Raw genomic sequence first — 24,847 nt, 5'->3', positions numbered from 1 at the left:
GGATGACGCCGGTGATTGTTCTGGACAACCAGAAACGCAAGTATAAAGGCAATCTTCATACACATTCTACGCGCAGCGACGGGCAGTACTCTCCCGAAATGGTAATGAACGCCTATAAGAATAATGGCTATGACTTTATGTGCCTGAGCGATCATGAAATCTATTTCAAGTCAGATGACTATGATGATGAACGCTTCATCATGATAGACGGCTACGAGATGGCTTGTGAGATGAGCAGACAGGAGACAGGCCAGCAATACCATATCCATGGACTGCTCGACCGGACGCTGCATTCGGCCCAGGAGTTCGGGCATGACGAAGAGCATGCAAAGCCGGATTACGAGGACCTGGACACCATTCAAAGCTTGATCGGTGAAATGCGGGACAAGGGAAATCTGATCATTATGAATCATCCGGAATGGTCCAGAAATACGCCGGAGGATCTGCTGCGGCTGGAGGGCTATTTCGCCATCGAGATATACAACCATCAGTCGGAGCTTGATGAGGCGGTTGGATATGGGGTTCATCATTGGGACTATTTGCTGAAGCACGGCCGCAAGGTGTACGGGATCGCCTCGGATGACGCACACGGCGGTGACATCGACATTGCGATCTCTGAATTTTTCGGCGGATGGGTGTGTGCTGAAGCGGAGAAGCTGGAGCAGCAATCTGTCATTGATGCCTTAAAAGCCGGTCAATATTATTCGTCGAACGGCCCTGAAATCTATGACCTGCGGGTGCAGGATGGCTTCCTGCAGATTGAATGCTCTCCGGTCAAGTTCATCAGATTCCTTACACATCCCGGCAATGGCCGCAACATATACAGCAAGGAGGCACTTCCCGTCAGCCAGGGCTCCTACCGGATAGAGGGCAACGAGCAATATATCCGTGTGGAATGCGTGGACTTTGACGGGAAGGTGGCCTGGTCTAATCCTATTTTCCCGGCCGACCTTCCGCACGGAGCCCTTGAATAGGGTGGACAGCTTAGAATGGCAGTTCCGCAGGGACATGAAAAGGCTTGTCCTGCCTTCGATTCTACAGATGCTAATAGGGAATTCATTCTCGCTGATCAATACGCTGATGGTGGGCAGCATGGGCGATTCCGCCATAGCGGTTATGGCCGCCGCAGGTCAGATCAACTTTATTCTCGGGATGATTCTGTCCGCCATCTTCGGCATTTCTGCCTACATCACCCAATTTCATGGGAAAAACGATTCCGCCAATGTGAAAAAGGCCTTTGGACTCATGCTTATCTCCAGTGTCGCTATCAGCTTAACTGCATTCATATTAGTCTCCTGCTTCAAAGCTCCCATCCTGTCGCTATTTATCAAGGATAAGGACGTTGCTGCTTACGGCGTTCAATATGTATCCGTCATCGTATTCGTCTATCTGATCAATTCGGTTAAGGATGTATACGGAAATGCACTCGGCTCGATCGGAAAAATGAAGCTGATGCTGGTGGTTGGCATGATCGGAATGCTGGTCAATGTCCTGCTGGACTACACGCTTATCTATGGAAAGCTTGGATTTCCCAAGTTAGGCATTGTTGGAGCGGGATGGGCGACACTTGCTTCATCCATTCTCAGCGCAGGTATTTTAATAGGCTATGTTTATGGAAGGAAGTACTACGTCAACGTTACGCTGCGGGAGATCTTCTCCTTCCATTGGCCGTTTGTAAAAAGAGTGTATGCCACCACACTGCCGCTCATGTTCCATGAAGGCATGTGGTCGGTCGGGAATATGCTGTATGCGCTGGCCTTCGGTCATATTGGCGTGGCGGCGCTGGCGACCTATCAATTGGCGAACACGTTCAACGGCTACTTCATGATGGGGATCTATGGCTTTGCTTATGCCGCAAAAGTAATGGTCGGCCAGAAGCTCAGCCAGGACGACCGGAACGAGGCGGTACTCTATGCCCGGAAATTCACTCGGATCGCCTTGTATTCCGCATTGGCCATGAGTGCTGGAATTCTGATTCTGAGCCCATATATTGTTCACTTATTTCCTAATCTCAGCCGTGAAGTGCAGTCGTCATTCCGTCATATTATGATCATTCAGGCAATCGTTATGGTCATGTTCTTCTTGAACAATCTATGGATTGTCGGACTGTTCAGAGCGGGCGGCGACAACCTGTACACGATGAATCTGGTCCTGGTCACCACATGGCTGATAGCCTTGCCTCTAGTGTTTGCTGGAGCTTATCTATTTCACTGGCCGGTGGAGTGGGTATACCTGATGTTTTCACTTGAGGAAGTATCGAAGGCATGTATCGGATTCTTCAGATACCGCTCAAATAAATGGGCACGCAACCTTGTCCATAACCTGTAGGAGGAACCATGGAACAACCCTATTTATTACTGACACCCGGTCCCCTGACGACAACCTCATCCGTTAAAGAAGTCATGCTAAAAGACTGGTGCACCTGGGATAGCGACTACAAGGACATCGTTCAATCGATCAGAAGCAGGCTGCTTCAGCTGGGACAAGCACCCGAAGAAGAGTATACCGCAGTGCTGATACAAGGCAGCGGGACGTTCGGGGTAGAGGCGGTGATAGGCACCGCAGTACCGGGTGACGGCAAGCTTCTGATCCTCGCGAATGGTGCCTACGGCGAGCGCATCCAGGAGATCGCCCGTGTCCTTGGAATCCGGCATCGGACGCTTGAATATGCACCTGATGAGCTTCCCGGTGCAGACCAATTGGACGCCGTGCTCAAGCAGGACAACCTAATTACTCATGTAGCCTTCGTCCATTGCGAGACAACGACAGGGATTCTGAATCCGCTGGAAGCACTCGTTCAGGTAATCAAGAATCATGGGAAAGTAGCCATCGTCGACGCCATGAGCAGCTTCGGCGGTACGCCTATAGCGGTCGGGGAGCTCGGCATCGATTATCTGGTCAGCAGCGCGAATAAGTGTATCCAGGGCGTCCCGGGCTTCAGCTTTGTGATCAGCAAGAAGAGTGAGCTTATCGAATGCAAGGGACGAGCAAGATCGTTATCCCTGGATTTGTTCGATCAATGGCAGGTAATGGACAACGATGCAGGCAAGTGGCGCTTTACTTCTCCTACGCATGTTGTCCGGGCATTTTATCAGGCGTTGCTTGAATTGGAAGAAGAAGGCGGAGTCGAACAGCGATGTGCAAGATACACCAGGAATCAACAGACACTGGTGCGATTCATGGAGCAGGCAGGCTTTAAGGCCCATTTGCCCGCGGCTGTCCACTCCCCTTTTATCACTACTTTTGAATATCCGGATCTTGCATCATTTACATTCGAAGCATTCTATCGATTTCTAAAAGAAAAGGGCTTCGTCATCTACCCCGGCAAATTAAGCAAAGCGCTTGTGTTCCGGATCGGAACCATCGGCGATGTGCACATAAAGGATATTGAAAGGTTATGCGAGGCGGCAGCTTCTTATCTAACTACCCTGCGACTGGAGAGCTGATATGACGAAAAGAGTGCAAGGAATCATTATGGACTGGGCGGGAACCACGGTGGACTATGGCTGCATGGCTCCTGTTCAAGTGTTCCTCGAGATCTTCCATTCCAAAGGAATTGAACCGACTATGACAGAGGTACGGGCCCCCATGGGTCTGTTGAAATGGGATCACCTGAAGGCCATGCTCGAAATGTCAAGGATCGGCAGGCTGTTCGAAGAGCGCTTGGGCCGTCCTTATACAGACAGTGATGTAGACGAGATGCACGAAGCGTTCGAACCGAAGCTGCTGGGAATTCTGCACCGGTTCTCGGAGCCCATCGGGAATGTGGTGGATGTTGTCGATCAGCTGCGGCAGGAGGGCTTGAAGATCGGCGCTACCACCGGATATAACGATACGATGATGAAGATTGTAGCAAAGCATGCGCGGGAGAAAGGCTATGCACCGGACTATTGGGTAACGCCGGACTCGGTGAACGGCAAGGGCCGTCCCTATCCCTATATGATTTACTCCAATATGATTGAACTGAATATGGGAATGCCGTCACAGGTCATAAAGGTTGGAGACACGGCCTCCGACATGCAGGAAGCTAGAAATGCCGGTGTCTGGGCGGTGGGTGTCGTTAACGGCAGCTCGATGCTGGGCTTAACGCAAGAAGAGACCGCCGCAATGGAACCTGCTGCCCTAAGGGAATTTGCCGAGGCTGCCAAACAGCAATTCATGAATAACGGAGCCCACTATGTGATTGACCGGATATCTGATCTGCCAGACATTATCGAACGGGTGAACCGCCGGCTAGGGGAAGGGGATATGCCTTGTGGACTTTAGAGCCAATACGAGAACGGAGGGGGATATTAACTTATCCTCAGAGCGGCGAAGCTTTCAAGAAGCCTGGCTCAGTCCCGAAACGAAGGAAGTATTAGCAGAAGATAGCCGTTATTTCCTGCACCAGTCCATGTCGACACCATGCCTCAACGTCATCACGAATGCGGAAGGCATCTATCTGGAAGATATGGATGGCCGTAAGATTATGGACTTCCACGGGAACAGCGTACATCAGGTCGGGTATAAGAACCGGTATGTTCTGGATGCGGTGATGGCCCAAATGGAAAATCTCCCTTTTCTGCCCCGCCGCTTTACCAATCCGGTAGCCATCCGGTTAGCGCAAAAGCTGGTCCAGCTGGCTCCAGGCGATTTGAACAAAGTATTATTCACACCCGGCGGAACAAGCGCAATCGGACTTGCGCTGAAGCTCGCCCGTAAGGCAACGGGCAAATTCAAGACCCTATCCACTTGGGATTCGTTCCACGGCGCAAGCCTGGATGCAATCTCTGTGGGAGGAGAAGGCGTATTCCGCAATGGAATAGGGCCGCTCTTGCCGGGGTCGGAGCATATGATGCCCTATAATTCCTACCGCAGTATTTTCGGAGATCACGATGATGGCACCTATTCCCTTAATTATCTGGAGTACATGCTGGAGAGGGAAGAGGATGTAGGAGCTATCCTCCTGGAGCCGGTTCGGAGTACGGACGTGCAGATTCCTCCTCAAGCTTACTTCCAGAGGCTGCGCCAGCTCTGCGATCAATACGGTGTCCTGCTCATCTTGGACGAGATTCCTACGGCATTCGGAAGAACAGGAACGATGTTCGTTCATGAGCACTTCGGAATCGTGCCTGATATTGTAGTGATTGGCAAGGGCTTCGGTGGCGGAGTGTTCCCCATGGCCGGAATTATTGTCCGGGAAGGCCTGGATGTGGCACAGGACATTTCACTTGGACATTATACGCATGAAAAGAGCTCTGTGGGCTGTGCAGCAGCACTCGCCACCATTGAATTCATCGAAAACAACGGCTTGCTGGAGCATGCCGTACAAATGGGAGCTTACCTTCAACAGCGGCTTACGGAGATGATGCAAAGGCACGAAGCGATAGGCGATGTGCGTGTCATAGGAATGCTGGCAGGAATTGAACTGGTAACGAATAGGCACACGAAGGAAAAGGCGGTCGGACATACCGAAAAAGTGATGTATCTCTGTATGGAGAGAGGCCTGAGCTTCAAGGTATCCAATGGAAATGTCATCACGCTTGTCCCGCCCTTAATTACGACTCAGCAACAATTGGACCAGGCATTGACGATTATTGAGGAAGCTATCGGCATAACTTTCACCACATGAAAACAACTTTCAATGATCAAAAAACAACGAAAACAATATTAAACAACAACAAAACAAAAATAATACGTGGTTTTAATCCCAGGTTTACATGTCCCCTTTATACTAAGCTTGTACAGGAAAACAAGAAATGTGAAAAGGCCATAAGGAGGACTTCGAGGAATGAAGAAGCTTGTTGTTACTGCTTTGAGTGTAGTCTTGAGTACAGGACTGTTGGCGGGATGCGGATCGGGTAACGAACCGGCAGAGGCAACATCGGCAGGTGAGGCGAAGATGAAGGAGATTCAGATTTCTGTCCGTGAGAGTACTTGGGGAGCGCGCAAGGACAACTTCATCGAGGCGGAGAAGCGCCTGAACGAAGAACTGAAGGCTGACAATGTTCATGTAAAGATCGACTGGTGGCCGGGAATCGGCGATGACGAGCTCATTCTTCAGGCCCAGGCTGGAAAAGTAGCCGATATCTTTATGAATTCCAGCGTGGATATTGGCTGGGAGCTCAATGCCGGTATCATCCGTGATGTGGATTGGGTGAAGGATTCTAAAGTATTCAAGAATGTGCCGGATTCCTATACCAATATCATGAAGTACGACGGTCACTACTATGGGGCTATTCAGGATATGGATGCTTCCCCGGTATTCATCAGCCGCAAAGCACTCGAAGGCCTCAGCTGGACGAAGGAGCAAATCGATGGCTTAAGACAGCGTGTGGACTCCGGCGACTTCACATTCGGGGATCTCGAAAAGCTGGCTGAGGAAGCGAAGCAGAAGAACCTGGTCAAGATGGGATTCGCAGTAGAAGATACACGTTTTGAAGGCTGGAATTACGCATTTGGCAACTACAACTATAATGTCGATGAGAATAAAATGGTTCTGACAAAAAAAACCAAAGACGTCTATGAATTCTGGGCGGATGCAGTGAAACGCGGCATTATCAACGAATCCATCGGCGATGTAGACACGGATAAGGCAGCGCCTATGTTTGTTAAAGGTGAGATTTTCGCGGAATTCGCCCGCACCGAGTTCTATCAGATGATGCGTGAAGCGAATGGCATGCAGAACGACCTAGAAGGCTTCAACACCTGGTTCAATAAGAATATCGTCTGGATTCCTATTCCCTCTGCTGAAAAGGGCGGCAAACCTGTATCCTACAGTAACCCCGCTATGATCTACGTGGGGCCAACGGTTGATGACGAGAAGATGCCGTATGTCCAAAGATTGATCGAGCACGTACTTGATCCGGACCTGCAAATCAATCACACGCTGGTCAGCGGTAAACTTCCGGTAACACCGGAAGCGCAAGAAGACAAACGCTTTAAGGAAATGGACTTCTATAAGGATCATGCGTACCTGCTCGAATTCACGAAGACCCGTCCGGCTCAACCGGATTACGCAACCTATACCAAATCCTACATTTTGGGTGTAGATGCCATCCTGACCAAAGGCCAATCCGCAGAACAGGCATACGAGTTGTTCCAGAAGGATGCGAAGCAGAACGTACCTTCCGATCATCTCATCATTGAACAATAACAGCCTGGGATTCACTCTACGGGAAACGGATACCGTCCTTTGTAGGACTGCGTAGCCGTTTCCTCTTGTTCCATATTATGAAGGCGGGTGAAGGATCGGCATGGATCACACTACAGTTCAACCTATCTATAAAAAACCGTTTAAAAAGAAGATGTACCCTTATTTCTTCATCATGCCGTTCGCGGCATTGGTTCTTGTTTTCTTTGTCTTGCCGGCCATCGCAACGATCGCCATGTCCTTCACGGATTTGAATGCGTCGATGAAGCCGAAATTCGTAGGACTCCAAAATTTCACAAGAGTATTCTCAGACTATAATCTTCCGGCTATTTTATGGAATACGGCTATTTTCTCCATCCTGTCCTTATCGGTCTCCCTGCTCTTTGCTCTGATTATATCCATTGCCACCCAGTACTTCCTTAAGGGGAAAATCACGGCTGTCATCTACAGGGTGCTGTGGCTCATTCCCAGTATTATCCCCGCTGTCGTTTATGTTACCTTCTGGAAGTATATCTTTGATCCTACGGAGGGTGGCCTAATCAACCGCATCCTGCTTCAACTGGGGGTAGAGTCCGATCCCGTATCCTGGTTCTCCAAGGCCGCAATGGGAATTGTCATCCTAGCAACTGTCGTGTCCACGATATCCGGCGGTATGATTCTCTTGTCCGCAGCGATCAACTCGATACCCGAGGACTTGTACAAAGCGGCAAGAGTAGACGGCGCAAGCGAGAAATCCGTCATTATGAAAATCATTTTGCCCACCTTAAAGTGGCCGTTAATGTATATTACCATCTCGGAGCTGATCGGCTTTGTATCCTCCTATTTCTTTATCATGCTACTTACAAACGGCGGTCCGATGAGAGATACGACAACCTTGTCCCTGTACGCTTATCAGCAGGCCTTCAATCTGAAATATTATGGCTATGGAGCAGCGGTGTCGCTGATTGTTGTAATTATCTCTTTTATCCTAACGCTATTCTTTTTGCGGTTATTTGATTTTGACCAAATGATCAAACCTTCAAGAATTGAAGACTAATCCGGGAAGGCGGCAGTCTGATGTCGACCAGTACGCTTAAGAAGTTGCTAGTGCACACCTATATGACATTATTTACGTTGCCGATTATCGCGATGATTATCTGGTATTTCCTGGCAGCGACGATGAATTTTACGACAGGGCAGTTTTCAATGGACAACTTTTCTTTCTTCACAGAGCCTGTTGAATATGCCGGGGTGAAGCTCCCCTTAATATGGCCTATTGTACTTAATACCCTTGTGTATTCCTTTTTGATTGTCCTGATCGAAGTCTGCATCTCTGTACCGACGGCATACGCCTTCTCCAGACTGGACTTCAAAGGAAGAGTGTCTGCGATGAAATTTCTGTTTCTGATGAGATCTTTCCCGGGGATCACACTCATTATCGCAACCTTTTTCATCCTCGTTCAAATGAATCTGGTCAATACGTATACGGGTGTATTATTGGTCGCGGTTACCGGTTCACTTCCTGGGCGGGTCTATATTATGAAGGGGTTCTTTGACGAGGTGCCCTGGGATATTGAGTGGGCGGCCATGGTCGATGGATGCACCCGCTATCGGGCGTTCAAGAAAGTACTTGTTCCCTTCGTGCTGCCCGGGATTGGCGCTATCTCTGTATTTTCCTTTCTCGGAGCTTACGGTGAATGGTTCCTGTTTAAGCTGCTTATTTTCAATGACGATATGCTTACACTCGCCGGCTACTTGTCCAAGTTAGTGACCAAAGAGGACCAGATTATGAACTATGGCCTCATTACAGCGATTGGATTATTCTACACACTCCCCATCATTCTGTTCTACATTTTCACCCAGAAGATATTCATGAAGGTCAACTTGGGAGGGGCTAAGCAAGTATGATTACCTTAAGAAATATTGTAAAAGAATACGATGGCAAGCAAGACAGCGGCAGAGCGGTAGACGGCCTGAATCTCGAGATTAACAAAGGCGAATTCGTAGCGCTGCTCGGTCCCTCGGGATGCGGGAAGACAACGACACTTATGATGCTCGCGGGGCTGCTGAAGCCGACTTCGGGAGAGATTCACTTCAATGGGAAACTGGTCAATCATGTGGAGCCGAAGGACCGCAATATAGGCATGGTGTTTCAGTCCTATGCGTTATATCCCCATCTCTCTGTCAGAGACAATATCGCTTTTCCGCTAAGAGAACGGAAGATTCCCAAGCAGGAAGCGTATGAACGGGCTAAAGAAACGAGTAAAATCCTGCAAATTGATCACTTGCTTGATCGCAAGCCCTCACAACTGTCCGGTGGACAACAGCAACGGGTGGCTATGGCCCGGGCACTCTCCAAAAATCCTGAAATCTTATTGCTGGATGAACCCATGTCCAATTTGGACGCACGCCTGAAGCTGGATGTCCGGGACGAGATCCGCAAAATTCAGCGGAATTTGGGAGTGACCACCATTATTGTGACTCATGACCAGGAAGAGGCGCTGGCCATATCCGACCGGGTCGCCATCCTGAACGGCGGCCAGATTCAGCAATACGCGCCTCCACATGAATTGTTCAACCATCCGGTCAATCTTTTCGTAGCCAGCTTTCTGGGCAACCCGCCGATGAACCTTGTTCAAGGAGAGCTCAGAGAGATGAACGGCAACCAGGTAGTCGTTACGGAAGGCTTCGAATATCTGTTGCCGGCTGACCGGAGACTGGATAAAGCGCATATGGGGAAATCCGTTAAGTTCGGGATCAGGCCGCATGATATCGCGATTTGCTCTCCGACGGATCATCAGAAGATTAAAATGAAGGTTGATCTGGTTGAGCACCTGGGCAGCGGCAAGCTGGTCAAAGTGATTGATCCGTTAGGGAAGCTGGATACGATGATCCGGCTGTTGACCGGCAATGAGGCGGAGATCGAGTCTGGTGATGAAGTGTACATCAAATTCAAAGAGAACAAATTCCATCTGTTCGATATGAACGATAACGGCCGCAATTTATTGCAATATAAATAAGTTGAACTTAAAAAACATAAAAAAGGTAGGAGTGCGGAGGGGAAGTTTGGAACTGTAGGAGCGATAGCGACCGCCTGAAAGCTTTCCGTAGGAAAGCTCGCATCGGAAGCATAAACAGTCTGCGGATTTCCACCGCGAACAGCGGTATAAATCAAGAAATCTGCAGACAACAGCGGCCGGAAGTCCAAACATTCCCCGCAGTTACGACCAGATCCTAATATGAAAATCTAAAGTTCAACTTATATAGATAAAGACGAGTGCTTGAGGATGTTATGAATGCCCTTTATTATTAAATGAAGAGCCGATATAATAATAGTTCATAACGTGAAGGGGGTAGGGTAGGGTGTCTCTTGCCAGCGAAGAAAGAAAAGAGACGATCATGACTCTCCTGAATGAGAGAGGTAAAGTGATCGCAAACGAGCTCTCTTTGCTGTTCGAAGTGTCCACTGAAACGATCCGCAGAGACCTCGACGAGCTAGAGAAAGAGAATAAATTGAAAAAGGTATATGGCGGTGCGGTTAAATTCAAGGTTGAAGTGGAGCCGCCTCTCCTGGAAAGAGAGGCCATTCATGTTGAAGCTAAACGCAAAATTGGCATCCTGGCCGCAGGACTCATTGAGGACAATGATGTAATTGTGGTGGATGAAGGAAGCACAGCGCTGCAAATCATTCATTGCCTGGAAGGCAAGCAGCATTTGACCATCTTAACGAATTCCGTGCCTGCCCTTATGCTGCTCATTGAATTTCAAAAACGCGGGACGTTCAACGGGAAGCTTATCTTCATTGGCGGTGAAGTAAGCGCCAAGCATCTCCGGGTATCCGGCCCGATCGCCGAGAAGGTTCTGGAAGGTTTCTATGTGAATAAATCCTTTGTCTCTGTTGATGGTGTCTCCTTGGAGAACGGTATCACAAGCTATGATTACGAGAAGGCTGTATTCACAAGACAAATGATCCGCAACTCAGAGATGGCGATCGTAGTCGCCGATTCCTCTAAGATTGATAAGCGTACCGTAGCCAAAATAGCCGATCTGGATGAAATCCACATGATCGTAACGGATCAGGCGCCTTCACCCAAGTGGAAGGCGCCATTACAGAAAATCGCTGTACAGTGGATCTATCCCCAAGGTGAAATCTAGACCAGGAACATGGCGACGATCGTAGTCGCCATAAGGCCAAGCAGGACCGGCTTCAGGTTGCGCCGGGCCAGTTCAAAGGGGCTGACGCCGCAGATAGCAGCCGCAGGAATAAGCGCCCACGGAATCAGGGTGCCGCCGCCGACCCAGATAGCGGCCACCTGTCCCAGGGCGGTCAGCGTCGCCGCGCCGGAATGGATGGCGGCGGCGAACAGCTGGGCAATCGAGCCGGCCAGCGAGATGCCGGAGAAGCCGGAGCCGTCGAGGCCGGTGATCGCACCGATCGCCGTCATCGTCACGGCTCCCACTGCGCCGTTCAGCGGCACGTGATCCGCGAGGGCTACGCCCAGATCGTTCACGATGCCGTGTGAGCCATTCGGCAGCACCTTGCCGAACAGCTCAGTGAACGCCGAATCGCCTAGATAGAAGAAAGCAGCGATGGGAATCACTGGTCCAAACACCCTGAAACCAAAGGTGAAGCCTTCAATCAGGTAAGCAGTGATTTTCTCCAGCCCCTGATTACGGTGGGCCATCAGTGTAACCGAGATTAGAATCAGTACAGCAGTGCCGCCCACCAGTGCTGTGGCATCCCCGCCTTGCAGGCCCAGCGCGAACATCGCCGCCACGTCGAGCAGGAAGAGTAGCGGGATGGCGATAGCCAGCGCTTGCCGGAGCCGGGCGTCCAGCAGAACCGGCCGTTCCTCCCCGCCTTCACTCTCCGGCCCCCTCAGCTTGCCCGTGCTGCCCTTAAGGGTAACCAGGCCATCTCTCCAGGTGCCGTTCTTCTGGTCGCGGCGCATCATCCAGAACGCCGCAACGGTGGTTACCAGCCCCATCACAAGAACCAGCGGGATGCTCGCTTCCATCACGCTGGATACCGGAAGACCGGCAGCATCCGCGGTGAGTTTTGGAGCGCCTTGAATAATATAATCTCCGGACAATGCAATACCGTGACCGAACAGGTTCATGGCCACAGCGGCCCCTAGTGCAGGTAACCCCACCCGTAGAGCCACCGGCAGCAGCACTGCCCCCACCAGCGCAACGGCAGGCGAAGGCCAGAAGAAGAAAGAGGTTACCATCATAATGAGTCCAATGCCCCAATAAGCCATCGCCGGTGTGCGCATAAACCGGGTAAGCGGGGCAACCATGGTTTCGTTAATGCCTGTAATCATTAGAATCCGGCTCATCGCTACAATAATAGATATAATCATTATGGTCCCTAACAGCTCTTTGGTCGCATAGACAAAAGAGTTGAAAATCCCTGATACCGAGCCGCTGAGCGTCTCTGTGGCCAATACACCCAAAGCAAAAATCCCGGCCACACAGATCATCGTCGTATCACGCCGCCGGATCAGCAGCGCAATAATGAACACAATAAAAACCAGGTAAACCCAGTGTATCGCCATAAGCTGAATGCCCATTATTGCATACGCCCTCTCTTCACCCTGCAGGTTGGTGCTATATGCTATGCAGGAGAATAGGCGGTTGTTCGTTTGAGCCTTTTACAGCAATTTGTTGGATCTTCTGGCCCTCATCAGCTGAATCTGGTGCAAGAAGTCATGTGCGGCTACCCCGTCTACCGGGTTCGGTGCGGATTCTGCCCCCTGAAGCGAGGCTTCCGAAGCAGACAGCAGCTTTCTCGATAAAATAGGGAGCGCCGACTCCCAGGCATGCCGCCTCTCCGCCGCCGCGCTTGTCTCCTCTGTCTGTTCTTTCAGGTTTTCCGCATCCTTAAGTTTGCTGATCCCCGCTTCCTTCGGGTTGGCCCATAGGGACCCTACGGTAACCGTACCGTCCTTATGAATAATCAGACTATGGCTCAAGGTTTTCCCTCCACTTAGCTGCTGCAGCGGGTTCGGGCTCCTCTTATCCGTATGAATGTGCTGATCAATGGTTCCATACACTTTACTCCGCAGGGCAGAGTCTTTGGCCATCTGCTGAAGGATGTTTGGCGCAATGATCATTTCCTGGCCGCTACTTATACCGGAATGCTCCGGCTCTTTATCGTCAGGGGAAACGGTCTGAATACGCACTTTAATCCCATATTTCCGCTTGATCCGCTCCGCCTGATCCTGCGTTGCCGCATTAACCGCTGCCAGGGTTTCATTAAAACTGAGCGCAGAAACCGGGGTAGACGGGTGGAACTCCTGCTGCTGTGGAGGCCGGGTCAAAGAAACGCCCTGGATTCCCGTAATAGGAATATACATACTGCCTTCCTCCTTGGTTCATAAAGTTCAAGTTATTCTATTTATCGGCTGAAACGGAACGATTTCTTATAAAGGACTGCAGACGCAAAAGAGGGAGCCGCCGGCTCCCCCTTCCCTTGAACGTTATTTCTTATTTAGCCACCGCACCTGCTGCGGCATCCTCTCCGCCCAAACGGCCGGAGGTGAAGGAGTAGCCCAGACCCACGCCGTTGCCGACATAAGTGTCATTGAACAATACACCTTCGGATTCGAGTCCAACCGCATATAGCCCCTTGATCGGCACACGTTTGTCATTCAGTACCTGGAACTTGGTATTGACCAGCAGTCCGCCAACCGAACCCAGATTGTTGACTTCGGCGATGATTGCATAGTAGGGACCGCTGTCTCCCATAGGCACCAGGTATTCCTTCGCTTTACCGAACTCCGTATCCACACCGGTTTTCGTTGCTTCCTGATACTGTTTGAAGTCATTGGCAAAGACCTCTGCATCCAGCCCGGCTTTTTGAGCCAGTTCTTCAATGGTGCTGCCTTTATAGCCGTCGCCGTTTGCAACCATGGATTCGAATACTTTATCCGCATCCTTCCATGGCGTGTCCAGCTTGAACTGATCTGCAAAAGAAGCATAGAATTCCGGCGGCATTCCCGGCAGAGCAGGCGCTTTTACACCGTTCATCCCTTTAGCCTTCAAGGCATCGATCTGCGCTTGCGAGACAATAACCAAATGATACGCTCCGTTAAAAGCACTTGTGTTAGCAGCGGCTACAGAGGTGAGCGTAGCTGCCTCGTCTCTGAATCTTGCTCCGGAAGGACCGACATTCATCAATGTAGGCAGGTAAGAGAGCATCAACGGGTAGCTGGCTTCAAACGGCTTATACTCCGTCTTCAGCTTCTCGGTAGCTCTAGCCAGGGTCTGATGCAGCATTTGGCCGCCAAAATTATCGGGAACCTTGGCTCCGGCATCCCAGGACATCTGCAGCCCTTCGCCGATATTCTGGCCCAGCCCCCCGTTGACGCCTTCGAAGCCGAACGCTTCCTTAACCATTTTCTTGTTGCCGGCATAGCCTCCGGTTGCCATGATGATGCTTTTTCCGGTAATCTCAAGCGTTGTGCCGTCGGCTTTCTCAGCGACTACACCGGTCACTTCACCGTTAGCGCCTGTAATCAGCTTCTTGGCGGTCGTTTCGGTAATCACCTGTCCTCCGCCCTTCTCAACTGAAGCAGCCAGCATCGCCCGCAGTGTGGGCTGGCGTGTTTCGTAGGCCGGAAGCATATGCAGCTGTTCTCCCGCGAAGTTGATGAAGGTTGTTTTGTAGCCCTTCTTGTTCAGCCAATCATAGGTTTCACCAGACTTGGTCACATACTGGCGGATCGCCGCCGCATCGACTCTCCAGTGGTTATTAACGATCCAGTCGGCGATTTCCTTCTCCACATTGACCTTTAATCCGCTGCTTACAGCCGCCGAAGAGTTATAGAATTTGCCCGCCCAGGATAGGTTGCTTGCTCCGCCAATGGTAGCTGTTTTCTCAATAATTATGACCTTGGCACCTTTATCTGCTGCGGATACCGCTGCCGAGACACCGGATGCACCGGCGCCTACAACGACAACATCGGCCGATAGCTGCTCGGTTTTGCCTTCACCGGCTTTGGCTACGGTTCTGGACTTGAACGCCTCTACGTTGCCGCCTGCCTGCTTCACTGCATCTTCTACAGCGGTCAGAATGGCTGTGCTGGATTCAGAAGCCCCGCTGACAGCATCAATCGCAAGTGTCTGGCCTGAGATGATCTCATCCTTGATCTTGTTGATGGCTTCAACGCCAATTCCTGCGGTTTCCTTCTGGCTGAGCACCTGAATATCGGTGATCTTGGACTGTGCATCCAGGGTAACCTCTACCTGGATTTTTCCGTCCTTGCCATCAGCCTCCGCCTTATAGGTTCCTGCTTTAAAAGAAGCCGGCACCTCGTTATCATTCGCTGCCTGCTGAGTCGCCTCGGGCGATGCAGACGGCTTCACGGAAGCGGCCGGCTCGGCAGCATTATTGCCGCTGCAGCCGCTGATCAGCGACAGAATGAGGACGAGACACACGGATAACATGAACATTTTGCTCTGTGCTTGCTTGCGCATTGGTTTTCCCCCTGTGTGGTTGGTTGGAGGCCCCTTTCTCTCTGGAAGGGCCACCGAATACACACAGAGTGTAAACCTTGGTGCGGCACCAAGGTCAATGAATGTTATGTGAAATTTTTCTCAAATGGAATATTGATCTCCAGATAGGTTTTAGTTCCTCTGCCCATTCGTTCCGTGAACAGGATTTTGCCGTGGATATCACCGGTGATATGGTAGCCCTCTGCCCTGATATAATCCAGCATGAACTGAAAGGTCTCCCGTCCCAGATCCTCCTCATAAGAGCTGGCAATGACTGCGGAGATACAGGTGGACGGCTCGATATACTCCACGGTCTCATTCATGCACAGCTCCAGCTTCCGCTGATCCTCCTCCAGCAAGGCAAGCCCCCAGCTATATTCCAGCTCTGCTGTCCCCATAATATTCTCCGAATTTTCAATTCTGAAGGTATAGAATGTAAAGGGAAGCAGCTCCATCCAAGCCTGCACCGTCTGTTTCAGGCACTCCTTCTGCAGCAGCTGATTCTTGTCCGTCTGCTGGATGCGGTACATGCCCGGCACCTCTTTGATCCGGCAGGTATAAAAGGAGTCGCCGATCCGGCTCAGGTCTGCATGAATCTCGCTGATCTTCTCCAGCAGCATAACACTGCGCCTGATTTCCTCTTCCAGCTGCTGCTGCGCGGCGGCAATAGACTGAATGACCTGCTCCGCAGGCGCGTCATTGATCAGCCCGGCTACATCCTGCAGCGGAATCTGCATACTCCGGTACCACCGGCTCGACAGTAAGTTTCTGGCATCCAAATCACTGAAATAACGGTAGTTGTTGTGCTGATCTTTCATCGGGTGCACGATATCATGCTTCTCATAGAGCCGCAAGGTATCCGCCGTTACACCCAGAATCGAGGCGAATTCTCCGATAGAATATTTCATAAAAAGCCCCCCAGCTTCAATATCTATCTTTCCCTGTCATTTATGATAGAGGGTTTTGATGGGGGGCTTTGTGGTTTTTGTCACATCAATGGTTCAGCCCGCATTCATGCAGTCAGCGTGTCCGCTACTGTACCCGTCCCTCATTCAGCAGACCAACGGCTTTCTCTATACGCCGCTGGCGGGTCTCTGCGGTTTTGGCACTCTCAACGGAGAGGACCAGTCTCCGCCTGTTGCTGTAGGATAATCCGTCAAAAAAGAGTTTTGCCGCCGGCTCACAGTCTATCGCATCACGGAAATCGGCCGGCACCGTAAGCTCACGCGGCTCTGTATCCAGCACCAGCTCCACTTCAATTTCATCTCCGCTGCTAACTCCCGCGCCTTGACGGTGTTCTGCACTCAGCGGAATTAAAAACTGGCCGCCCATCACGGCAATCGTGCTGGCGTATGTGTATTCTCCAATCTTCACCTTAACGGCAGGCTTCTTACTGGTCCCGAGTCCCGCCACCACCTCTTCGGGAACCGGAATGCCTGTCGCTGTTTTCCCGCTCAGTTGAACAATAGCCTGAAATTTCATCATGATTACCTCCTGTCAGAGAGCCAAGCTCTGTATATCATCATTGTAGTGGGAGATCCGGCGCTTTTCCAGTCGCTCCGTACACAAGGATCGTTTATACTAAAGGATACTAGTACATATGATCGGGGAGGGAACCTCATGAATCTGGCGGAGAAAGTAGCAAGCCTCCCTTTATCTCCAGGGGTCTACCTGATGAAGGACAGTCTGGGCCATATCATCTATGTCGGCAAAGCCAAGCAGCTGAAGAAACGGGTCCAATCCTACTTTTACAATGCCAAGGGCCATTCTCCGAAAGTGAAACAACTGGTCCGGAACATCCGGGATCTCGATTACAAGCTGACCGATACGGAATTTGAAGCCTTCATGCTGGAGTGCCAGCTGATTAAGGAAATCAAGCCCATGTACAATAAAAAGATGAAAAACCCGCTCGCCTACAGCTATATTGCCATTCGCACGGATACAGCCTACCGGCAGCTGGCGGTGACCTATGATCCTGCAGAATACGGGGACAGCCTGTATTTCGGCCCTTATACCAGCAGAAGCACCGTCGAACGGGCAATACAGGGGATCAAGGAAAGTCAGAAGATCCTCTGCAGCGCACCCCACGCCAAAAACACACTCTGCCTTAATCACTCGCTTGGGTTATGCATCGGCATGTGCGGGGGCGGGGAGGCACTGGCGCGGTACGAGGAAATCATGCACAGTGTGGTCGGACTGCTGAACGGGAACGACCAGCGAATTCTGGAGGACATGCAGCGGCGGATGAATCAGGCAGCCGGGAATTTCGAGTTCGAGACCGCCGCCAAATACCGCGATTATTGTACAGCGGTCAGCTCGCTGCTCCAGAAAGAGAAGGTTATCGGATTTACCGGACAGAACAAGAATATTGTAGTGCTTGAACCCATGCATGAACAGGAGCTCAAGCTGATCCTGATCCGGGGTAGCGAGATTCTTGACCGGGCCAGGCTGAATACAGGACAGATGAGTATAGAATCACTACAAAAGTTCATCCAGTCCGCCATCAGCAGCAGCTTCAGTAAGCCGGCGGGCGGGAAGCCGGATGCAATCAGCCGGCATAAGCTGGACGAAGCCCAGATTATCTACAGCTATCTGGCGGGCAGCTCCGGAAACTATTCTATTATTCCTCAGGAATGGCTGGAAACCCCGGATCGTGCAGCTCTGGCTGAAGCGGTCCGGGAGTTGGTCGAGGGGCATTTCAATGATTCACCGGGCTAGACCGCTGTCAGGAATTTCGCACCAAAAGAGGCTTCTGCTTACGGTCCATCGACCGTAAGCGGAAGCCTCTTTCTCATGACAGGACGAGCCTTGTATACTTACCCGGCTCGGCTTCCGGCGGAGTAAGGCCGCCGGACTCTGTCTTAAGCCTTAACGCCGAGCAAATCACTTACACCAACATTTAGGGGTGTAAGCGGGCGCTCCAGCAGCTTCACGAAATCGCTGCTGGCAATATCGAGTGCGCCTTCGCGGATCGCACGTTGAATGCCGACTACTATCGGAAGTGCACCCTCCGGCACTCCGGCTTTTGCCATAATGTCGGCATAAGTGGCATCATCCACCTGCTGTACTTGAACTTCCTTGCCCAGTACCCCGCCCACAACGGCTGCCAGTTCGGCCTGGGTTGCAGGCTGGCCTGACAATTCGTATACAGTATTCGCATGGCCTTCGCCTGCCAGTACAGCAGCTGCTGCTTCTGCATAGTCGCGGCGCGTAGCCCAGCCCACCTTGCCTTCACCAGCAGAGGTCAGCCATGGTGCTCCGGCTTGAACCGCCTGGATCGTGCCAATCTCATTCTCCAGATACCAGTTATTCCGCAGGAAGGAGTATGCAATTCCGGACTCACGGATGAATTGTTCCGTAGCTTTGTGTACAGGTGCCAGGAACAGCGTGCTGCTGTCTGCATGACCGACACTGGTGTAGACGATGAAGCCGACACCCGCACGTACAGCGGCATCAACGGCAGCCTTGTGCTGGCGAATCCGTGTGTCGTTGTCGCCATCCGCGGATACGATGAGCAGCCGGTCCACACCGGCAAAGGCCTTATCCAGAGTCTCAGGCTGGTCAAAATCACCATGCCGCACATCTACTCCAAGCGCGCGGAGATGTTCTGCTTTCTCCGGGTTTCTGACGCTGACCACCAGGTTTCCTGCTGCTACCGACTTCAGTAAAGTTTCTGCCACGATGGAACCGAAATGTCCTGTTGCTCCTGTTAATGCAATCTTCATTGTCTATTCCTCCTAAGTAATTGAGTTGTATCGTAGAGCCTGCTGCATGCCGATGCAGTGCAGCAGATTTATCTTCCTGTAACTAATATAGTTACATGTTGAGAAAATGTCAAACAAAAAAACGGCCCGCTCAGTGCCGCTTCCCTGTTCTGCTTCAACTTGATGTCCTGCGGAGCGGAGCACGCCCGGATATTTGTTAGCATTGCCGGTTTTTGCTATTCTTAATGGAAATAGAAATGATCTGTTATCAGAAAGGTTCTGCGCCATGTCAAAACCAAGAGCAAGCATTTATCAGCGCTATATTCCTGCCGTGACTCCCCCGCCTGAGTTCAGCGGTTCTGCCTACTGGCTGATCTTCCATTCCGGCAAGCTGCTGGTTACCGAAACGGAAGAGGGCACTGGCATTCCGCTTGTTCCATCCCTTGAACAGCTGTCCATGGCTCCTGTAAGGACCCTGTATCTCGGAACCTGGGAAGATCTCCCCTGCTTTACCGCAGAGGTCCCGGCAGAGTCACTTGAACCCGAAGGCATGGCCTTCCGTCCGCTGCGTTCCCTGTATGAGCCGCTGGATGAGGATCTGTTCCATCTCGCAGGCAAGGGCATTCAAATGCTGGCCTGGGATGAAACCCACCAGTTCTGCGGCAAATGCGGCACTGCTACCGAGCTGTCGCAGGCCGAGCATTCCCGCAGCTGTCCGGCCTGCGGACTAGTCAGCTATCCCCGGATTGCCCCAGCGGTCATTACCGCGATTCTTAAGGACAACCGGATTCTGCTCGCACACTCACCTCATTTTGTGAACAATATGTACGGGCTGATTGCCGGATTCGTCGAGCCCGGCGAGACGCTGGAGGATTGTGTACAGCGCGAGACCATGGAGGAGGTCGGCATCAAGGTCAAGAACATCCGCTACTTCGCCAGCCAGCAGTGGCCTTTTCCCCATTCTCTGATGGTTGGCTTTCTGGCCGATTATGAGAGTGGAGACATATCGGTGGACGGCGAAGAGCTGGATCACGCCGACTGGTTCTCACTTGATCAGCTGCCCGTCATTCCGCCCCCTATCAGCATTGCCCGCAAACTGATTGACTGGGTGGTCGAGAACCATTCCTGAGACTATGCAGAAGCAGAAACGGATACCCTCATACAGGAAGGTATCCGTTTCTGCTTCAATTTTTTCTAACGGGCTGTCTTGAAAAACTGGTAGATCCGTTCCAGCTTGCGGGCATGCTTGCCCCGCTTACTCTCCATGTTTCCGAACTCAAAGAACTTCACCCTGCGGATGCCTACGTAATTTAACAATGCCTTGCGCATTAACACCTTGTGCGCGTTATGTAGCCACAACAGCGGGTAATGGGTCGGCCCCTGCATCGTGGAGATGCACACTGCCGACTTCCCCTTCAGCAGGCCCTCCGGTACCAGTCCTCCCTTATCCTGATAGGCGAACCCTGAAGCGAACATCTTATCAATATAGCCCAGCAGCATGGCTGGAGGCCGGCCCCACCAGATCGGATAGACAAACACGATTTGATCCGCCCACAGCAGCTGCTCCCTGTATTTAGCCAGAGTGGGGTCCGTGTGCATATCCCTCCTGCGCTTATGTTCACCAAAGACCAGTACAGGATCAAACCCCTCCTCATACAAATCTAGCACCTGAATCTCTGCCGCCCGCGCATTCTCCCGGCTTCCCCGGAGTACCTCCTGTAGAAACGCATAGTTTAGACTCTGATGATTCGGATGTGTATAGATTACCAATGTGTTCATTCTGCCACCTCTTTAATTATCATTTGATAAGTAAATCGTAGCATCTGTATGCATGGTTGTCAAATGATAATTGTTTTTTGATAATGTTTTTGCTAAGGTTCATGTAGAGGTGATCTCCATGGACAACAACAGTCTATTTCAGAAATTCGTAGCATTTACAACTTCCGTCCACCAAATAACCAGTGAAATAAGCAAAGATGTGAAATCGGAATCTCTGACTCCCTTACAATATAAAATCCTTGAATATATTGCTGTCAGCCAGCCGGTAACCCTTAGCGAAATTAGCGACTGCATGCATATGTCGATGCCAAACACGAGCCGTGAGCTGAAGAAGCTTGGCGAGAAGCAGCTGTGCGACAAAATCACCGACCCGGCCGACCGCCGCAAGCAAGGCATTACCCTCTCCGCTGCCGGAGAAGCGATGATGAATGAAGCCTTTCAGCATATCGCTATCCAGTTCGCAGAACGGATGGGAAGCGTTACGGACGAGGAACGCAAAGAGATCGAGCGGGCGCTCGATCTCTTGCAGCAGAAGGTATTTTATTGAGGCGGTTCTGCATAGAACCAACAATTATTTTACGGGAACACCCTTCGCCGGACGCTCAACCGGAGCTTCCTTGCGTTTGATAAAGAAGGCCAGGATCAGCGCAAGCACGGCACTACCGGCGGTTACCATTGAAGCCACATTCATCCCGTGTATTAAGCTGTGTACATCACTCGTCTGGCCCAGTCCGCCACCGCTATAGGTCATTATAGTCACAAGCAGCGCTGTTCCGATAGAACCGGCTACTGTCCGCAGAGTGGTGTTAACAGGAATCCCATGCCGGATCAGATCAGGCGCCAGTGAATTCATACCGCTGGTTACAACAGGAAGCAGGGTCAGGCTGACTCCGATCATACGCAAGGAATAGCCGATCATCAAAAAGGCATACGAGGTGTGCTCCGTTAAATTAGAGAACAGCAGGGCGGAGACTACCGTTAAGCTAAGCCCTATGATGACCAGCATCCGGGCGCCCATTTTATCAAACAGCTTCCCCGCTACAGGTGACATCACTCCCATAAGAATTGCACCGGGGAGCAGCATCAGACCAGATTTAAGCGCGGAATACCCAAGCATGGTCTGCATATAGATCGGCAGCAGAAGCTGGGCACTCAGCATGATAATCATAAGGATCATACTGATTGCTGTAGCCAAGGTGAACGAGGGGCTTGTGAATACTCTTAATTCCAGCAAAGGATTATCCATGGTCAACTGCCGCCATACGAACAGGCCAAGCGCGATGCATCCGATTCCCAGGGAAATCAGCACTTCTGTGCTCCCCCACCCCTTACTGCCGGAGACGCTGAATCCATATAATACGCCCCCGAACCCAAGAGATGACAGCGCCATGGATAATGCATCGATTTTGCTCTTCACCTGCCGGGTAACGTTCTTAATCAACCATAAGCCGGCGATGGTAATCAACAAAGCGAAAGGAAACAGAATATAGAACAACAAGCGCCAGGAATGGTCCTGTACAAGCCAGCCGTTCAACACAGGTCCGATGGCCGGAGCGAAATTAATCGCAAGCCCGATCATTCCCATTGTGAACCCCCTTTTACCGACCGGGATCAGGATGAAGGCCAACGTCTGCACCAAAGGGAGCATGATCCCCACCCCGACCGCCTGCACTATTCTTCCGGTAAGCAGCAGACCGAAGTTCGGTGAGACCGCGCACAGGAGCGTTCCCGCAGTAAGCAGGCCCATGGCGAAGACAAAAACCTGTTTGGTTGTAAATCTCTGAATAAGAAACGCGGTAATCGGAACCACAATGCCTGTAACCAGTGCGAAAGCTGTCGTAAGCCATTGCGCTGTGCTTGTGGATAGCTGGAAATCCCCCATAATATTCGGAAGTGCTGTGTTAAGCGCGGATTGATTCAGCAGCCCCACCATTGCCCCGATGATTAGAATAGCCATGATTAGAATAGTTCCCTTTGGTATCTTCTCCATGCTCTTCCCCTCCATTATTAAAATTATTAAAATCCGCCTGCCTTACGTTTGATCGGCATACCGCCACCAGGCGAGCGTACCCGCTATGCCAATGCCGCCGGTGAGATAAGGAAGCAGGCAGCTTAGAGGCCCTAAATGTGAACTCTCATCTCCCGAAGCACCGCTGAGTAAGCCGGGAATTGCCCACGGAATATATTCCGCAATCCCCAAGCCACCGCCAAACTGGGCAATCACAATCGTAAGCAGAACAAAACCTAAGGGAGACAGATATCCGCGCCCTGCACTGGCCATCCAGGCTACCGGAATGCTCAGGCAGATAATCATAAGACTGAGCAGTGCGTATGCTCTGAAGCCATGAGCGATGGCTCCAAGGCTCCAGCCGTCTAACTGGACCAACCATGCGGTTATGCTGCCGGCAATGAACATAAGCACTGCCAGGACTGCACACAGTGCAGCAGCAACGATCAATTTGGCTGCGGCTACTCCGTACCGGGACAACGGCAATGCCAGCAAATCCTTGACCGTACGGTCGGTATACTCCCGTCCGAACATCCAGCTGAATACAAATCCGAATCCGATGAGGCCCCCCATGGATATCACAATGCCAAGCTCCTTCATGAATCCCTGCATATTGATTTCTCCCTCAAAGGCGTCCTGGGAGCCAAGCCACCCGGAGAAAACCAGCCCAATCATCACTGGCAGCAGTATGCTGGCGGTGAGTGAAATCCAAAACAGCCTGGAGCGGCGAAGCTTCAAAATTTCCACCCACAAGGCCGATAGCCATTGATTCATCCTTTCATTCCTCCCTCAGCCTCGATCATTCTAAGAAAATAAGCCTCTAAATCCTCTTCCTCCACCTGAATCAGCGTGGGCGGCATATCCGCGTACGCAAGCAGCTTGGAGATCTGGTCCGGGTGTGCTATGGCGCGCTTGTCGATAATCATTAGCGTGCCAGCTTCGGTCAGCTTGACATCATAGCCGGCCTGGAGCAGCCTCTTCCGGCCCGCTTCGGAGTCGCGGGTCTGTACAAGCAGACGTTTGCGGAGTACATGCTGCAGCTCCTTAACATCCGTCTCCTGCAGCAGCCGGCCCTGATGAACGATTCCAATCCTCGTTGTCAGCCTGGAGACCTCGCCGAGTATATGGCTGGAGATAAAAATCGTTACACCATGGTTGAGTGCCAGGTCGCGGAGCAGTTCACGCACCTCAACAATCCCGGCCGGATCCAGCCCGTTTGTCGGCTCATCCAGAATCAGCACCTGCGGATCATGCAGCATGGCCTTGGCCAGACCGAGCCGCTGCCCGTTGCCGAGAGAGAGCGTTCCGGCTTTGCGGTCCCGGTAAGCGGTAAGCTGAAGCTTGTCGATAATGCTGTCAATCGCCTTGCGGTCAGAGATGCCCCGCAGCCTGCGGATAATCTCCAGATTCTCGCGTACGGTAAGTTCAGGATAGGAGTACGGTGTTTCCACCATGTAGCCCACACTGGCCCATAATTTGTGGCTGCCCGCATCCACCCGCTGTCCGAACACATAGGCGGAACCGGAATCGGGCCGGATCATGCCCAGCAGCATACGGATGGTTGTCGTTTTGCCCGCTCCATTGAGTCCGAGAAATCCGTAAATTTCGCCTTGGTCTACCTCCAGCGATAGCCCATTCACAGCATGGTTGCTCCCGAAATGCTTGGTTAACTCTTTTGTCTGAATCATTGCGGCCATTATCCTCACTCCTGCCTTCAATTTAAAACTAACTAGTTGTTTATATTTT

At 51.4% G+C, this 24,847-nt stretch carries 23 protein-coding genes; 13 read left to right on the top strand and 10 right to left on the bottom strand.

The genetic code is table 11. The annotated features are described in order from the left end of the window. The first annotated feature begins 2 nt into the window (after positions 1 to 2). The 10 genes from A3848_RS28295 (at position 3) to A3848_RS28250 (ending at position 11,266) form a co-directional block, all read left to right on the top strand. Positions 3 to 974, top strand: a complete 972-nt coding sequence (locus tag A3848_RS28295; RefSeq protein WP_074088374.1) for a PHP domain-containing protein — start codon at positions 3 to 5, stop codon at positions 972 to 974. Position 975: 1 nt separating this feature from the next. Continuing rightward, a complete protein-coding gene (locus A3848_RS28290; RefSeq protein WP_074088373.1) occupies positions 976 to 2,328 on the top strand; it encodes an MATE family efflux transporter in 1,353 nt (450 codons plus the stop codon). An 8-nt stretch (positions 2,329 to 2,336) separates the two neighbouring features. Beyond that, positions 2,337 to 3,446: a 2-aminoethylphosphonate--pyruvate transaminase gene (gene phnW, locus A3848_RS28285; protein WP_074088372.1), complete on the top strand. Its 1,110-nt coding sequence runs from the start codon at positions 2,337 to 2,339 to the stop codon at positions 3,444 to 3,446. A 1-nt stretch (position 3,447) separates the two neighbouring features. Beyond that, positions 3,448 to 4,266, top strand: a complete 819-nt coding sequence (gene phnX / locus A3848_RS28280) for a phosphonoacetaldehyde hydrolase (RefSeq protein ID WP_074088371.1) — start codon at positions 3,448 to 3,450, stop codon at positions 4,264 to 4,266. Further along, complete coding sequence (locus A3848_RS28275) at positions 4,256 to 5,611, top strand: aspartate aminotransferase family protein (RefSeq protein ID WP_256702582.1); 1,356 nt, start codon at positions 4,256 to 4,258, stop codon at positions 5,609 to 5,611. Before phnX ends, A3848_RS28275 begins: the two co-directional genes overlap by 11 nt. A gap of 159 nt (positions 5,612 to 5,770) precedes the next feature. Continuing rightward, entirely contained in the window at positions 5,771 to 7,135 is a 1,365-nt protein-coding gene (locus tag A3848_RS28270; RefSeq protein ID WP_074088369.1) for an extracellular solute-binding protein, read from the top strand. A gap of 100 nt (positions 7,136 to 7,235) precedes the next feature. Next, positions 7,236 to 8,168, top strand: coding sequence for a carbohydrate ABC transporter permease (locus tag A3848_RS28265; protein WP_074088368.1), 933 nt, complete (start codon positions 7,236 to 7,238; stop codon positions 8,166 to 8,168). A 20-nt stretch (positions 8,169 to 8,188) separates the two neighbouring features. Continuing rightward, positions 8,189 to 9,019, top strand: a complete 831-nt coding sequence (locus tag A3848_RS28260) for a carbohydrate ABC transporter permease (protein ID WP_074088367.1) — start codon at positions 8,189 to 8,191, stop codon at positions 9,017 to 9,019. Continuing rightward, a complete protein-coding gene (locus tag A3848_RS28255; RefSeq protein ID WP_074088366.1) occupies positions 9,016 to 10,131 on the top strand; it encodes an ABC transporter ATP-binding protein in 1,116 nt (371 codons plus the stop codon). The genes A3848_RS28260 and A3848_RS28255 overlap by 4 nt, the downstream gene beginning before the upstream one ends. Positions 10,132 to 10,474: 343 nt before the next feature. Continuing rightward, a complete protein-coding gene (locus A3848_RS28250) occupies positions 10,475 to 11,266 on the top strand; it encodes a DeoR/GlpR family DNA-binding transcription regulator (protein WP_074088365.1) in 792 nt (263 codons plus the stop codon). Here the strand turns inward: A3848_RS28250 and A3848_RS28245 are convergent. The 5 genes from A3848_RS28245 to A3848_RS28225 form a co-directional block, all read right to left on the bottom strand. Further along, positions 11,263 to 12,684, bottom strand: a complete 1,422-nt coding sequence (locus A3848_RS28245) for a hypothetical protein (protein ID WP_074088364.1) — start codon at positions 12,682 to 12,684, stop codon at positions 11,263 to 11,265. The two genes, A3848_RS28250 and A3848_RS28245, sit on opposite strands and share 4 nt — an antisense overlap. A gap of 81 nt (positions 12,685 to 12,765) precedes the next feature. Continuing rightward, positions 12,766 to 13,470 (bottom strand): DUF6033 family protein, encoded by a 705-nt coding sequence (locus A3848_RS28240; RefSeq protein WP_074088363.1) that lies wholly within the window; start codon positions 13,468 to 13,470, stop codon positions 12,766 to 12,768. 130 nt (positions 13,471 to 13,600) lie between these two features. Beyond that, a complete protein-coding gene (locus A3848_RS28235) occupies positions 13,601 to 15,592 on the bottom strand; it encodes an FAD-dependent oxidoreductase (protein ID WP_074088362.1) in 1,992 nt (663 codons plus the stop codon). 104 nt (positions 15,593 to 15,696) lie between these two features. Beyond that, positions 15,697 to 16,518 carry a MerR family transcriptional regulator gene (locus A3848_RS28230; protein WP_074088361.1) on the bottom strand — a complete coding sequence of 274 codons (822 nt, stop codon included), beginning with the start codon at positions 16,516 to 16,518 and terminating at the stop codon, positions 15,697 to 15,699. Between the two features lie 124 nt (positions 16,519 to 16,642). Next, a complete protein-coding gene (locus A3848_RS28225) occupies positions 16,643 to 17,092 on the bottom strand; it encodes a YdeI/OmpD-associated family protein (protein WP_074088360.1) in 450 nt (149 codons plus the stop codon). Between the two features lie 138 nt (positions 17,093 to 17,230). Here A3848_RS28225 and A3848_RS28220 point away from each other — a divergent pair, with 138 nt between their 5' ends. Next, a complete protein-coding gene (locus A3848_RS28220; protein WP_074088359.1) occupies positions 17,231 to 18,328 on the top strand; it encodes a UvrB/UvrC motif-containing protein in 1,098 nt (365 codons plus the stop codon). A 143-nt stretch (positions 18,329 to 18,471) separates the two neighbouring features. On the opposite strand, the gene A3848_RS28215 is transcribed toward A3848_RS28220, so the two are convergent. Then, positions 18,472 to 19,335 carry an SDR family oxidoreductase gene (locus A3848_RS28215; RefSeq protein ID WP_074088358.1) on the bottom strand — a complete coding sequence of 288 codons (864 nt, stop codon included), beginning with the start codon at positions 19,333 to 19,335 and terminating at the stop codon, positions 18,472 to 18,474. 265 nt (positions 19,336 to 19,600) lie between these two features. Between A3848_RS28215 and nudC the strand changes: the two genes are divergently transcribed. Beyond that, the gene (gene nudC, locus A3848_RS28210; protein ID WP_074088357.1) at positions 19,601 to 20,443 is read left to right on the top strand and encodes an NAD(+) diphosphatase; all 843 of its coding nucleotides are present in this window, start codon (positions 19,601 to 19,603) and stop codon (positions 20,441 to 20,443) included. Between the two features lie 65 nt (positions 20,444 to 20,508). Here the strand turns inward: nudC and A3848_RS28205 are convergent, their stop codons facing one another. After that, the gene (locus A3848_RS28205; RefSeq protein ID WP_074088356.1) at positions 20,509 to 21,093 is read right to left on the bottom strand and encodes an NAD(P)H-dependent oxidoreductase; all 585 of its coding nucleotides are present in this window, start codon (positions 21,091 to 21,093) and stop codon (positions 20,509 to 20,511) included. Positions 21,094 to 21,211: 118 nt separating this feature from the next. Between A3848_RS28205 and A3848_RS28200 the strand changes: the two genes are divergently transcribed. After that, entirely contained in the window at positions 21,212 to 21,640 is a 429-nt protein-coding gene (locus A3848_RS28200) for a MarR family winged helix-turn-helix transcriptional regulator (protein ID WP_074088355.1), read from the top strand. A gap of 24 nt (positions 21,641 to 21,664) precedes the next feature. Here the strand turns inward: A3848_RS28200 and A3848_RS28195 are convergent, their stop codons facing one another. The 3 genes from A3848_RS28195 to A3848_RS28185 are packed head-to-tail and all read right to left on the bottom strand — an operon-like array spanning position 21,665 to position 24,798. Continuing rightward, complete coding sequence (locus tag A3848_RS28195; protein WP_244169904.1) at positions 21,665 to 23,083, bottom strand: DHA2 family efflux MFS transporter permease subunit; 1,419 nt, start codon at positions 23,081 to 23,083, stop codon at positions 21,665 to 21,667. Positions 23,084 to 23,125: 42 nt separating this feature from the next. Further along, a complete protein-coding gene (locus A3848_RS28190; RefSeq protein ID WP_074088353.1) occupies positions 23,126 to 23,875 on the bottom strand; it encodes an ABC transporter permease in 750 nt (249 codons plus the stop codon). Then, positions 23,872 to 24,798: an ABC transporter ATP-binding protein gene (locus tag A3848_RS28185; protein ID WP_074088352.1), complete on the bottom strand. Its 927-nt coding sequence runs from the start codon at positions 24,796 to 24,798 to the stop codon at positions 23,872 to 23,874. Before A3848_RS28185 ends, A3848_RS28190 begins: the two co-directional genes overlap by 4 nt. Positions 24,799 to 24,847 lie beyond the last annotated feature (49 nt).

The sequence above is a fragment of the Paenibacillus sp. P32E genome (assembly GCF_001909085.1).
GTDB classification, from domain to species: Bacteria; Bacillota; Bacilli; order Paenibacillales; family Paenibacillaceae; genus Paenibacillus_AQ; species Paenibacillus_AQ helianthi.
Note: the sequence above shows the minus strand (reverse complement) of the source record. Positions and strands in the feature narration are given on the sequence as shown.

Coding starts and splice junctions, on each gene's coding strand:
- A3848_RS28215 (WP_074088358.1), bottom strand. CDS start 19,335: ATGAAGATTGCATTAACAGGAGCAACAGGACATTTCGGTTCCATCGTG.
- A3848_RS28295 (WP_074088374.1), top strand. CDS start 3: ATGACGCCGGTGATTGTTCTGGACAACCAGAAACGCAAGTATAAAGGC.
- A3848_RS28190 (WP_074088353.1), bottom strand. CDS start 23,875: ATGAATCAATGGCTATCGGCCTTGTGGGTGGAAATTTTGAAGCTTCGC.
- phnX (WP_074088371.1), top strand. CDS start 3,448: ATGACGAAAAGAGTGCAAGGAATCATTATGGACTGGGCGGGAACCACG.
- A3848_RS28235 (WP_074088362.1), bottom strand. CDS start 15,592: ATGCGCAAGCAAGCACAGAGCAAAATGTTCATGTTATCCGTGTGTCTC.
- phnW (WP_074088372.1), top strand. CDS start 2,337: ATGGAACAACCCTATTTATTACTGACACCCGGTCCCCTGACGACAACC.
- A3848_RS28265 (WP_074088368.1), top strand. CDS start 7,236: ATGGATCACACTACAGTTCAACCTATCTATAAAAAACCGTTTAAAAAG.
- A3848_RS28225 (WP_074088360.1), bottom strand. CDS start 17,092: ATGAAATTTCAGGCTATTGTTCAACTGAGCGGGAAAACAGCGACAGGC.
- A3848_RS28205 (WP_074088356.1), bottom strand. CDS start 21,093: ATGAACACATTGGTAATCTATACACATCCGAATCATCAGAGTCTAAAC.
- A3848_RS28270 (WP_074088369.1), top strand. CDS start 5,771: ATGAAGAAGCTTGTTGTTACTGCTTTGAGTGTAGTCTTGAGTACAGGA.
- A3848_RS28245 (WP_074088364.1), bottom strand. CDS start 12,684: ATGGGCATTCAGCTTATGGCGATACACTGGGTTTACCTGGTTTTTATT.
- A3848_RS28200 (WP_074088355.1), top strand. CDS start 21,212: ATGGACAACAACAGTCTATTTCAGAAATTCGTAGCATTTACAACTTCC.
- A3848_RS28260 (WP_074088367.1), top strand. CDS start 8,189: ATGTCGACCAGTACGCTTAAGAAGTTGCTAGTGCACACCTATATGACA.
- A3848_RS28230 (WP_074088361.1), bottom strand. CDS start 16,518: ATGAAATATTCTATCGGAGAATTCGCCTCGATTCTGGGTGTAACGGCG.
- A3848_RS28255 (WP_074088366.1), top strand. CDS start 9,016: ATGATTACCTTAAGAAATATTGTAAAAGAATACGATGGCAAGCAAGAC.
- A3848_RS28220 (WP_074088359.1), top strand. CDS start 17,231: ATGAATCTGGCGGAGAAAGTAGCAAGCCTCCCTTTATCTCCAGGGGTC.
- nudC (WP_074088357.1), top strand. CDS start 19,601: ATGTCAAAACCAAGAGCAAGCATTTATCAGCGCTATATTCCTGCCGTG.
- A3848_RS28195 (WP_244169904.1), bottom strand. CDS start 23,083: ATGGAGAAGATACCAAAGGGAACTATTCTAATCATGGCTATTCTAATC.
- A3848_RS28240 (WP_074088363.1), bottom strand. CDS start 13,470: ATGTATATTCCTATTACGGGAATCCAGGGCGTTTCTTTGACCCGGCCT.
- A3848_RS28185 (WP_074088352.1), bottom strand. CDS start 24,798: ATGGCCGCAATGATTCAGACAAAAGAGTTAACCAAGCATTTCGGGAGC.